Genomic DNA, 10,194 nt, shown 5'->3' on the forward strand with positions numbered 1-10,194 from the left:
AGCTGGGAACGGGTCAAGGCCCGACTCGAGTGGCTGATGGCAGACCCGGCCATGGTCACCGACGACCTGATCCGCACCCGGCAGGCCATCTTCCAGCAGCCGGACTGGCTCGAGGCCTGCAAGATGAACATGGCCCTGCAGGACCCGGAAACCCGCAAACGCAACATGATCACCGACCAGACTCTGGAAGGTATCAGCGCCCCGGCGATGGTGCTGTGGACCACCAAGGACCCCTCGGGCCCAGTGGACGAGGCCAAGCGGATCGCCTCTCACATCCCCGGAGCGACGCTGGCGATCATGGAGAACTGCGGGCACTGGCCGCAGTACGAGGACACCACCACCTTCAACAAGCTGCACCTGGACTTCCTCCTCGGCCGCAGCTGACACACAGGAATGCATACAAGTGGGCGAGTCGCCCTGGTCACCGGGGCGAGTCGGGGCATCGGGGTGGCCATCGCACATGCGTTGGCCGCCACCGGTGTCACCGTGATCATCCATTACGGATCCGACTGCGCGGCCGCAGCCGCGGCCGTCGACGACATCACGGCCGACGGAGGCCGGGCGGCGGCGGTCCGCACCGACCTGACTCGACCCGACGGTCCCGCAGAGCTTCTACAGAAGTTCGACTGCGCCCTCGACGATCTCGGGATCGACCGGGGTCTCGACATCCTCGTCAACAATGCCGGCATCAACCGACGCGGAGCGATCGCGCACGTCACTGCCGACGACTTCGACCACCACGTCGCTCTCAACCAGCGCGCCCCGTTCTTCGTGACCCAGCAGGCCCTGCCCCGCATGCGCAACGGCGGACGCATCGTCAACATCTCCTCCGGATCCGCCCGCTACGCCCGACCCGAGGTCATCAGCTATGCCATGACCAAGGGAGCGATCGAGGTGTTCACGCGCACCCTTGCCGCCGCTGTCGGTGAGCGCGGTATCACCGTCAACGCCGTAGCTCCGGCTGCGCTCGATACCGATATGAACGCGCACTGGCTCCGCCGCAACAACCAGGCACGCACCGCTGCCGCGGCCTCCACAGCCCTGCGCACTCTCGCGACCGCCTCCGACATCGCCAACATCGTGGTATTTCTCGCCAGCGATGCGGCCGGCGCCATCACCGGTCAAGTCATCGACGCCACCAACGGCAACCGCCTGTGACCCGCTGCAGCCATACGCGTTCTACTTGCGAAGCCGAACTGCCGTCAGCGAATACGCCCGGATTGTCATAGGTTCGGTCAGGGGGTGCCGTCAGCATGCCCAGCCGGGCGCGGGGCCACTGGACCAGGTTTGACGTGGTCGATCGTTCCGGTGATATGGGAGCCCATCGCTGCCCGCGCGACCTCGACCCGCTGTTGACGAATCGCGGTGCGAATGACGTCGTGATCGTGGTTGCGGTCCACGATGGCGTCCGCGAGAGGATGTGGGGGTCCTGCCGTGTTGATGAGGAAGTCGGACATGTCCCACATGCGTTTGCTCTGTTCGGCCATTACCCGTGAGTGGGCCATTCGATGGATGACGAGATGGAAATCTCGGTTGAGGCCGCGATATCTGCGTGCCCGCTCGACGCTGTCGGTGCAGGTATTCAACTCTTCGATGCGGCGCCAGGCCGCGTCGAGTTCGTCGAGCTGAGCGGGGGTGCGGCGGGCGGCGGCAGCGGCGGCGATCTCGCTTTCGAAGCTCCCGAAGAGGCGGAAGAAGTCCTCGACCTCCCAGCTGGTGTACGACTCGACGCGGCACCCGCTCTGCGGAACGATCTGCACGATTCCGATCGATTCCAGGCGCCGCATCGCATCCATGACCGGTTGCTTGCTGACCCCGAACTCCGCGCGGACTTCCTCGATCGAGATCCGGGAGCCGGGCTTGTACTTCCCGTCGAGAATGCGCTCTTTCAGCTGTTCGAGCACGACGTGACCGAGCCTCTGCCCCGATCGGCCAGACGCGATTGGCTCGCTCATCGTTTCTCCTCGCACTCTTGTTCTCGCGGAACCGTGGTGGCTGCTGGAGCGAGATGTTACGTGTCTTGGCCGGGCTGGTCGTACCTGCATTCTCCGAGGCTGTGGTGCCTGAGGAGTTGCACTCGGTGTGAAGCGGTCGTCGGGGCGAACTTGGCCGACCGTCCGGCCCTGGCGTGTGCCGTGTGCCAGGGCCATTCGGTCGGTGAAGCGGTCCCCACGGGTGAACCTTCGCTCAGTTCAGGGTTGCGGTGGTCAGGCCGAACCCGGCGATGAGTTCCCGGATGGGTCGGTAGTAGCTGTACTGGACTGTGTAGCTGCCGGCGGCCCCGAGTGCGGCGTATCCGGCGATCCAGGTACGGACCTCGTGCGAGGAGTTGCCGGCGGTCTTGGTCATCTCGTCGGGTTTCCAGGCATCGATGGGTGAGAGATCGCCGGAGGCGAGGATGCGCATCAGTTCCCGGTCCCAGTCCGGGGCAAGGTCCTGGATGACGGCCGTGCCTGCCGCGAAGTCGCGCGCCGCGTCGATCACTCGCTGCTGGCGTGCAGCCCGCGCTTCCGGCGTGATCGGGCCGCCCTGCCCGAGCAGCGCGCGGCGCTGCTCGGGAGTGGCCGTCGCCAGGCGGGGAACCGGCGGGTCGTGGGAAAGGCCACCGGATGCGATGAGAAGGACCTTCTTGTCCAGACCGGACAGGAACCCGCCGATGGCCTCCCCCAGCATCCGCACACGCTTGACCGGGGTGAACGGCGGCGCAACGGAATTGAGGAAGACCGGGACGACGGGTTTGGCCGCGATGTCCCCGTAGAGAACTTCCATCGGCTGCACCGCGCCGTGGTCCACCTGCATGTCGAGGGACACCGCCAGGTCGATGCCCTGATCGATGACGTACTCAGCGAGGCCGCGGGCGATCTCCTCGGGCACGTCGAGGCGACCGGCCTGGCTGCCGTAGTCGCCGATACTCTCGGCCGCATAGCCGATGCAGAACGCCGGCATCAGGGTGTAGAAGAAGCCGTTGTAGTGGTCGGGGGCGAGGTTGACGATGATGTCGGGGTCGTAGTCGCGGACGAACGCGCGGGCCTGCTCGAACGCCGTGTTGAGTTCCGCCGACACGTCGGCAGGCAGTTCGGCGTGCTCGAGCAGGGGGCTGTGGCTCATCGCGAGCAGCGCGAGGGACATCGCTACTCCTGTCCGGCGGTGATGCGGGTTTCGCCGGACGCGGCGTTGTCGCGACCGAGCAGGAAATCCAGATGAATCCGGTTGAAGGTGGCGGCGTCCTCGTACTGCGGCCAGTGCCCGCAGTTTTCGATCACGGCGAGCCGGGCATTGGGGATCAGCGAGGCGATGCGCTTGCCCTCGTCCACCGGACCGGAGGGGTCTTTGGTGGTCCAGACGACGAGAGCCTCGGCCTGGATGGAACGGAGGTCGTCGTCGGTGATCATGTTGCGTTTGCGGGTTTCCGGGTCCTGCAGGGCCATGTTCATCTTGCAGGCCTCGAGCCAGTCCGGCTGCTGGAAGATGGCCTGCCGGGTGCGGATCAGGTCGTCGGTGACCATGGCCGGGTCTGCCATCAGCCACTCGAGTCGGGCCTTGACCCGTTCCCAGCTCGGGTCCTTCGCCGCTTCCATCGACAGGGTGTAGAGGCGTTCCATCACCTTCGGGKTGGCCATCGTCCCGCCCATGGTGTTCAGCACGATCCGCTCGACCTTCTCCGGGTGATCGTGTGCGAATTGGGCGGTGACCCAGCCACCGAGGGACTCGCCACTGAAGTACGCCTTTTGGGTGCCCAGAGCTTCGAGAACGTGCTGGACCTGGTCGATGTAGTGCTTGATCTCGAGGGGATGATCGGGCTTGCTGCTGTAGCCGTGGCCGATGAAGTCGATCGCCCAGACGTTGAAGTGCTCGGCATGGGCGGCCAGGTTCCGCACGTACGCCTCGGCGTGGCCGGTGATGCCGTGCAGCAGCAGGAGCGTGGGCTTGGACTCGTCGCCGGCGTGCAGGTACCGGGTCCGGTACGGGCCGGCCTGGATGAATCCCTGACTGAACTCGACCTGGTTGAGGTCGTCCCAAACGCTGGTGTACGGTTGCGTGCTCAAAGCATGCTCCAATTCTGATTGAAAAGCGTTATCGCTCTGGTTGTTTCGCTCGAAAAGGTGGATTCGCGGTTAGTCGCCGACCCGCACCTCGGCTGCTCCGCTGTGCGGTGCGGACGTCGTTGTGGCCGAGGTTGTGGGACGTGCTGCGGTGGCCTGGTCCTGCAGGAGTTGGCGGGCGGCGCCTTTGCGGCCCCAGCCGCCGGGTAGCAGGATCACCGAGACGATCGAGATTGCCGAGACGATCAGCAGATAGGTGACGATCGCATCGCTGGAACCGGTGGAGGTATACAGCGCGGCTGCGATGGTCGGGGCGAATGCGGACCCGCAGAGCTGGGAGAGGGTGTAGCCCGTGGAGACGCCGCTGTAGCGCACGTCGGCGTCGAAGATCATGGTGAACAGGGATCCGGTCACTCCGGCCGCGGGGGCCATAGCGATGCCGAAGATCATCACCTGGGCGAGCATGAACAGCCAGGGATTCCCGGTGTTGATCAACGCGAACGCCGGCGCAATCACCACACCCATCAGCACGGCGCCGAGCAGGTACATCGTCTTGCGGCCGAAGGTGTCCGACAGCGACCCGAACACCGGGTACAGCACCACGGCGACGAGGCCGGCGACGAATACCCCGGCCAGGGCGGAGGTGCGGCTGATCCCGGCGACAGTGGTGCCGTAGGAGACCAGATAGGCCATGCAGATGTAGGCGAACACGCCCTGAGAAAGGTAGGTGCCGGCGACGAGAAGGATTTCCTTCCAATGCTTGCGGAACGCTTCGGCGATCGGCATCCGCACCACCTCGGCGCGTTCCTTGACCGCCGCGAAGTCGGGACTCTCGGTGAGGGAGAGTCGGATGAACAGCCCGATGATGATCAACACCGCGCTGAACAGGAACGGCAAACGCCAACCCCACGAGAGGAACTGCTCGTCCGACAGCTGGGAGACGGCGAAGAACGCCAGCGTCGCGATACTGGTGCCGGCGGGGGCGCCCATCTGGGAGAAGGAACCGAAGAACCCCTTCTTGGCCTGAGGGGCGTGCTCGACCGCCATCAACGTGGCGCCGCCCCACTCGCCGCCGACGGCGAAGCCCTGGACCAGGCGCAGCAGGGTGAGCAGGATCGGGGCCGCGACACCGATCTGCGCATAGGTCGGCAACAACCCCATCAGCATCGTCGCCACACCCATGCCGACGAGGGAAATCACCAGCATCTGTTTGCGGCCGACCCGGTCACCGAAATGCCCGAACACGATGCCGCCGAGGGGGCGGGCGAGGAACCCGACGCTGAAGGTGGCGAACGAGAGCAGGATCCCGATCGACGAGGAGACGTCGGGGAAGAACAACTTCGGGAACACCAGCGCCGCGGCGGTGCCGTAGATGAAGAAGTCGTAGTACTCGACCGTGGTGCCGATGAAACTGGCCATCGCAACCCGCAGTGGTGTCGTCGTGGCGCTCTTGGTCGGTGTAAGGGTAGTGCTCACAGCGAGACCTCTCCGATCCGCGAACCGAACCCGGCCGGTACCGCGTGGGCAAACAGGGGCGAAGCGGTCGTCATCGCCGCTCCTTTCCCGGGACGTCGCGAAGAGAACCTCGCAACTGGAATGCTAGTCGTCTAGAAGTGAAGCTACGGTAGCGATTGTTGTGATGCAAGTCTCTTCCCGGGGAGGGGTCGTCGGCGCCACCGGCCGCGGCGACCGTGCTGACGGTCATCGGACCAGGTCAGCGGCAAGAAGGCGGGTTTAGGGAGCCACGCTGAAAGTGGCGGGAGTGCCCGCCACTCCGGAGGGGCCAGGCGTGGGCCTCCCGGAACATCTACCCCGCGGCGTCGCGTTCTTGGACAGTGGCGAGCAACTCCCGCCAGAACTCGTCGAGCACGGCGGATCGACGGCGTGCGAGTCGGATCGCCGCGATGGACCAGCGCAGCTCCGCGTCGAGCACCGGTAGCACCCGCAGGTCGGCGCGGTCTGCGACCAGGAAGTCTGGAACGATCGCGATCCCCAGGCCGGCGGCGACGTACTCGGGCACGTCGGCGGGATCGGCGACCTCGGCGACGACCTGGCGTGCGAGCCCGGCCCGGCCGAACGCCGCATCCGTAATCGACCGATTCGCCTGCCCGAGCGGAGATTCGATCCATCTACGGTCGGCGATCTCGGCCAACCGCGGGGCTTGATGAGGGTGGAGTGCGTCGCCCACGCCGACGGCGCACACCAAGGCGCCGGTGCACAGGGGCGTGACGAGTAGATCTCGGGCCTGCTCGTCGGTCAGATCTCCGGACGCGATGATCGCGTCCAGCTCGGACCTGCGCAGCCGCTCGACGAGGCCGGCGCTGCCGATCGCGTCGGAGAGCACTCGAATACCCACGCCGGGATGAGCGGCGTTCAAGCGGGCGAGCGCCCGGGGGAGCGGGATCGGTCGGATCGAATTGATGACCCCGACCGTCAGTTGCCCGGACAGGGTCCGGTCGGCGTCTTGGACGACCCGCCGGGCCAAGGCGGCGCGGGCAGTCAGCGCGCGCGCCTCGGGGACCAACGCCCGGCCCGCCGCGGTCAGCGATGCGGTGCGGGAGGTCCGATCGAAAAGCTGCACGCCGAGATCCCGTTCGAGTGCGGTGATTCCGGCGCTGATCGTGGACTGCACGAAACCCAGCCGGGCCGCGGCGCCGGCGAAGGTCCCCGCGTCGACGACACCGAGGAACATCTCGACTCGGCGAAGATCCATTCCTTAATCATCGCTTATTCCGAACGAATTCATCGAAATTCATCGTTGGACACGAACCGTCGTTGCGGTCGACGATGCTGGGGTGGAACAGGCGAGAACCAGTCGAGCGAGGTCAATCACGATGCAGCTCACCGAACGGCAACGCGCGATCCTGGAAGGCGACGAGGGTGCGGTCATGGCGAAGGTGTTGCGCACCGTGGTGCAGTACGGCGAAATATTCGGTGCAGACCGCCTGGCTGGCCTCGACGGTCCCGTGCACGTGGTGACGTCGATGGGCATGACCGGGTTCGAGGCCGTATTCGATCTCCTCGATCAGCTGATCGAGGCCGGGCTGACTACGCAGGAACCGTTCACGGTCGACCCACGTCCGTACGATCTCGACGGGGTGGACTACACGGCCACCGAGAAGCAGGCCCTCCTCGAGCTCTACAAGCACCAGGACCGGTACGAGGATCAGCTGCGCGCGCTCGGCATGAAGGACGAACGGTCCTACTCGTGTACTGCCTATTTGTCCGAGGTAGGGAACACGCCCGCCGCCGGTGATGTGTTGGCTTGGGCCGAATCGTCCGCGGTGGTGTACGCGAACTCGGTGCTGGCGGCGCGTTCGAATCGGAACTCGGCACTGATCGAGCTGATGTGCGGAATCTCCGGATTCACACCCGAATTCGGGCTCCTACTGGAGGCGCGGAGAAAGGCCACCTATCTGGTGGAGGTCAGAACCTCCGCGCTGCCGCCCGCCACGGTCCTCGGGTCTGCGGTCGGTCGCGCCGTCGTCGGCGACGTACCCTTCGTCGCCGGGATCGACACCCACCTCGGCGACCTGAACGATCCGGCGACGCAGGACTATCTCAAGGACTTCGGCGCCGCAACGGCGTCCAACGGCGCGGTCGGCCTCTTTCACGTCGAAAACCTGACCCCGGAGGCAAGAGATCACGGCCGCGACCTGCTGACCGACGACTACCGCCGAATCGTGATCGACGACCAAGCCCTCGCCGATCTCGTCGCCGACTACCCCGTGCTCTGGGAAAAAGAAGATGCCCAACCCGAAACCGCCCTCATCGGGTGCCCCCATCTGTCCTTGAACCAGCTGTGCACAGTCACTGACACCATCCTCACCGCGCTCGACGATGCCGGCCGCACCACGGTGGCGATACGGACGGTGCTCAGCGCCGCACCTGCAGTGGTAGCCACCTTCAAGACCGAGCAGCGCCAGATGTTCGAGCGCGCGATCACTGCGGGAGTGAGCATCGCGTCCATGTGCCCCGCGCTGCACATGAACACCCCTGCGACCGCCTCTCGGCCGGTGATCACCAACTCCAACAAGCTCCGCACCTACACCACCAGCCGGTTCCTGGCCGATCACGACGTCCTCGACCGCATCGCCGCACCCCCCGCCCGCCGACAGGAGCAGACCCGATGAATACGTTCACCGGCCGGGTGATCACCGCCGGGATCATCAGCGGCGACAGCGTCGTCACCCGGCAGGGCTTCAACACCCTCGCCAGCTACTTCCAGGGCATCACCACCGCCAGCCCCGTCTGCCACGACCAGAACAACCCGGACCTGTACCGCAAGGTCATCGGCGGGAAGATCCTCTGCCTACCCCAAACCATCGGCTCCACCACCGGCGGCATGGTCCTCCAGTGCGCCGCCAGCGTCGGAATCGCACCCGCGGCCATGCTGTACTCCGAGCACATCGACACGATCTCCGCTGCCGGCATCGTCCTGGCCGACATCTGGGACGACAACCGCATCATCGCAATCGACCAACTCGGCCCGCGGTTCCTGGATGTGGTCCGCGACGGTCAGCGCGTCGACATCGACCTCGACGGGACCGTCACCGTGCACTGAGGATGGGCTCAGGACACTGCCGAGGCGGATTCGTTGCGGATGACTGCGATCGTTCCGACGATGTGGCGTTCCATCGCCGCGCGGGCACCGGCCGCATCGCGGTTGAGCAGCGCCTCGGTGATCTCGCGGTGATCGTGCTGGCGGTCGGGCAGTGCACTGGAGAGGGGATTGGTGATGCCGGTCGTGTTGATCAGGAAGTCCGACAGGTCCCACATCCGCTGGCTCGTCTCCGCCATGATCCGGGAGTGCGCCATTGTGTGGATCGCCGCGTGGAATTCTCGGTTGTGCACCCGGTACCCGTGGGCGCGCACAACCGGATCGGAGGATTCCGCGAGCGCGTCCACCCGCGAGGAGATCAAATCCAACTCAAGCAGCTGCGCCTCGGTCCGCCGGTCGGCAGCCACCGCGGCGATGGTTCCTTCGAAGCCCCCGAACAAGGTGTAGAAGTCCTCCACCTCGCGCTCGCTGTACTCGACTACCTCACAGCCGACCTGAGGCACGATGTGCACCAGCTTGTCGCTCGAGAGACGGCGAAGCGCGTCCATGATCGGCTGCTTACTCACTCCGAACTCCTGGCGAATCGCCTCGACCACGATCTTTTCCCCCGCGCCGTAGCGACCCTCGAGAAGCCGGGACTTGAGAATGTCGTACAGGGCGGATGACAACCGCGCACCTGAGATGCGGCTCTGTTCCAACAGGGCGGCGGCCTCACTTCCCGTGCCGGTATAAGCGGTGCTCATCGATTTATGCCCTCCGTCGGCAGCCCGGTCATAGTTCCCTCGATTCTGCGCGTTCGCGCAGCAACTTGCATTCTAGTACTTGTGGCGTGAGTCACTGTGAGGTACGTTCGTCTGGAACGCTAGCATGCCAATTTGGTTGAGTGTTGGAGTTTGACCAGCTCATCGGGTCGAGGCGATCGACCCGTTCTGTTGGATGCCCCGCCGATCCCCGGCACGCCGACACCGGTTGGAGCGAGACACCATCACTCGTCAGCTCGGGCCCGCGGCCGGGGTGAGGTGCCCCTCCAACGACCACGGGCAGAGCAAGGAGAAGGACATGGAATTTTGTATCGGCACCTGCGCCAAGATCGATCAGGTCGCAATGGTGAAACAGGCCGAGGACCTCGGGTTCTCTCACTTCGGTGTCGGCGAGGGCCCCCTGCTGTTTTCCGACCCCTACCAATTCCTCGCGCTCGCAGCTACGCAGACCAGCACGATCGCGCTCGGCACCATGGTCACCAACCCGCTGACCCGGATCGCCCCGGTCACCGCGAACTCCATGGCCACCCTCAACGCCCTGGCTCCGGGACGAACATTCCTGGGTATCGGCACCGCCAACAACGCGCTGCGCTCGATGGGTAATCGCACCGCGAAGATCTCCGAACTCACGCACGCCATCGAAGTCTCCCGAGAACTGATGGCCGGACGCCGCGTCACCCACAACTGGATGGGACAGTCCCGGGAAGTGGAGTTCCTCGACAAGGAGAGCGGCTTCTACAACGTCACCGACCACATCCCGATCTGGGTGGCCGCCGGCGGACCGCGCGGACTGGCCGAAGCCGCCAAGTACGCCGACGCCGTCGTCTAC

General features: G+C 65.4%; 11 protein-coding genes. 5 read left to right on the top strand and 6 right to left on the bottom strand.

The window, feature by feature from the left end:
• Both AC1D1G_RS35070 and AC1D1G_RS35075 read left to right on the top strand, forming a co-directional pair.
• The coding region (locus AC1D1G_RS35070) for an alpha/beta fold hydrolase (RefSeq protein WP_477955704.1) at nt 1-384 on the top strand (384 nt) is incomplete at its 5' end.
• Nucleotides 385-393: 9 nt separating this feature from the next.
• A complete protein-coding gene (locus tag AC1D1G_RS35075) occupies nt 394-1,158 on the top strand; it encodes an SDR family NAD(P)-dependent oxidoreductase (protein WP_477955705.1) in 765 nt (254 codons plus the stop codon).
• Nucleotides 1,159-1,235: 77 nt separating this feature from the next.
• Here the strand turns inward: AC1D1G_RS35075 and AC1D1G_RS35080 are convergent, their stop codons facing one another.
• From AC1D1G_RS35080 to AC1D1G_RS35100, 5 genes are all read right to left on the bottom strand, one after another.
• Complete coding sequence (locus AC1D1G_RS35080) at nt 1,236-1,955, bottom strand: GntR family transcriptional regulator (RefSeq protein ID WP_477955707.1); 720 nt, start codon at nt 1,953-1,955, stop codon at nt 1,236-1,238.
• Between the two features lie 232 nt (nt 1,956-2,187).
• Nucleotides 2,188-3,129 (bottom strand): 3-carboxyethylcatechol 2,3-dioxygenase, encoded by a 942-nt coding sequence (locus AC1D1G_RS35085; protein ID WP_477955708.1) that lies wholly within the window; start codon nt 3,127-3,129, stop codon nt 2,188-2,190.
• A 2-nt stretch (nt 3,130-3,131) separates the two neighbouring features.
• A complete protein-coding gene (locus AC1D1G_RS35090; RefSeq protein ID WP_477955709.1) occupies nt 3,132-4,046 on the bottom strand; it encodes an alpha/beta fold hydrolase in 915 nt (304 codons plus the stop codon).
• A 69-nt stretch (nt 4,047-4,115) separates the two neighbouring features.
• Entirely contained in the window at nt 4,116-5,462 is a 1,347-nt protein-coding gene (locus AC1D1G_RS35095) for an MFS transporter (protein WP_477955718.1), read from the bottom strand.
• Between the two features lie 388 nt (nt 5,463-5,850).
• The gene (locus AC1D1G_RS35100) at nt 5,851-6,756 is read right to left on the bottom strand and encodes a LysR family transcriptional regulator (protein ID WP_477955710.1); all 906 of its coding nucleotides are present in this window, start codon (nt 6,754-6,756) and stop codon (nt 5,851-5,853) included.
• 121 nt (nt 6,757-6,877) lie between these two features.
• On the opposite strand from AC1D1G_RS35100, the gene AC1D1G_RS35105 reads away from it, so the two are divergent.
• Entirely contained in the window at nt 6,878-8,176 is a 1,299-nt protein-coding gene (locus tag AC1D1G_RS35105) for an aconitase X (RefSeq protein ID WP_477955712.1), read from the top strand.
• Nucleotides 8,173-8,607, top strand: coding sequence for an aconitase X swivel domain-containing protein (locus AC1D1G_RS35110; protein WP_477955713.1), 435 nt, complete (start codon nt 8,173-8,175; stop codon nt 8,605-8,607). Before AC1D1G_RS35105 ends, AC1D1G_RS35110 begins: the two co-directional genes overlap by 4 nt.
• 8 nt (nt 8,608-8,615) lie before the next feature.
• On the opposite strand, the gene AC1D1G_RS35115 is transcribed toward AC1D1G_RS35110, so the two are convergent.
• Nucleotides 8,616-9,347, bottom strand: coding sequence for a GntR family transcriptional regulator (locus AC1D1G_RS35115; RefSeq protein WP_477955714.1), 732 nt, complete (start codon nt 9,345-9,347; stop codon nt 8,616-8,618).
• Nucleotides 9,348-9,663: 316 nt separating this feature from the next.
• Here AC1D1G_RS35115 and AC1D1G_RS35120 point away from each other — a divergent pair.
• On the top strand, nt 9,664-10,194 hold a 531-nt coding region (locus AC1D1G_RS35120; RefSeq protein ID WP_477955716.1), incomplete at its 3' end, for an LLM class flavin-dependent oxidoreductase.

The organism is Rhodococcus sp. P3_B8, assembly GCF_056402775.1.

Excerpts from the sequence above, each read along its gene's own strand:
- AC1D1G_RS35075 (WP_477955705.1), top strand. The coding sequence starts at position 394 with ATGCATACAAGTGGGCGAGTCGCCCTGGTCACCGGGGCGAGTCGGGGC.
- AC1D1G_RS35080 (WP_477955707.1), bottom strand. The coding sequence starts at position 1,955 with ATGAGCGAGCCAATCGCGTCTGGCCGATCGGGGCAGAGGCTCGGTCAC.
- AC1D1G_RS35085 (WP_477955708.1), bottom strand. The coding sequence starts at position 3,129 with ATGTCCCTCGCGCTGCTCGCGATGAGCCACAGCCCCCTGCTCGAGCAC.
- AC1D1G_RS35095 (WP_477955718.1), bottom strand. The coding sequence starts at position 5,462 with ATGGCCAGTTTCATCGGCACCACGGTCGAGTACTACGACTTCTTCATC.
- AC1D1G_RS35100 (WP_477955710.1), bottom strand. The coding sequence starts at position 6,756 with ATGGATCTTCGCCGAGTCGAGATGTTCCTCGGTGTCGTCGACGCGGGG.
- AC1D1G_RS35105 (WP_477955712.1), top strand. The coding sequence starts at position 6,878 with ATGCAGCTCACCGAACGGCAACGCGCGATCCTGGAAGGCGACGAGGGT.
- AC1D1G_RS35110 (WP_477955713.1), top strand. The coding sequence starts at position 8,173 with ATGAATACGTTCACCGGCCGGGTGATCACCGCCGGGATCATCAGCGGC.
- AC1D1G_RS35115 (WP_477955714.1), bottom strand. The coding sequence starts at position 9,347 with ATGAGCACCGCTTATACCGGCACGGGAAGTGAGGCCGCCGCCCTGTTG.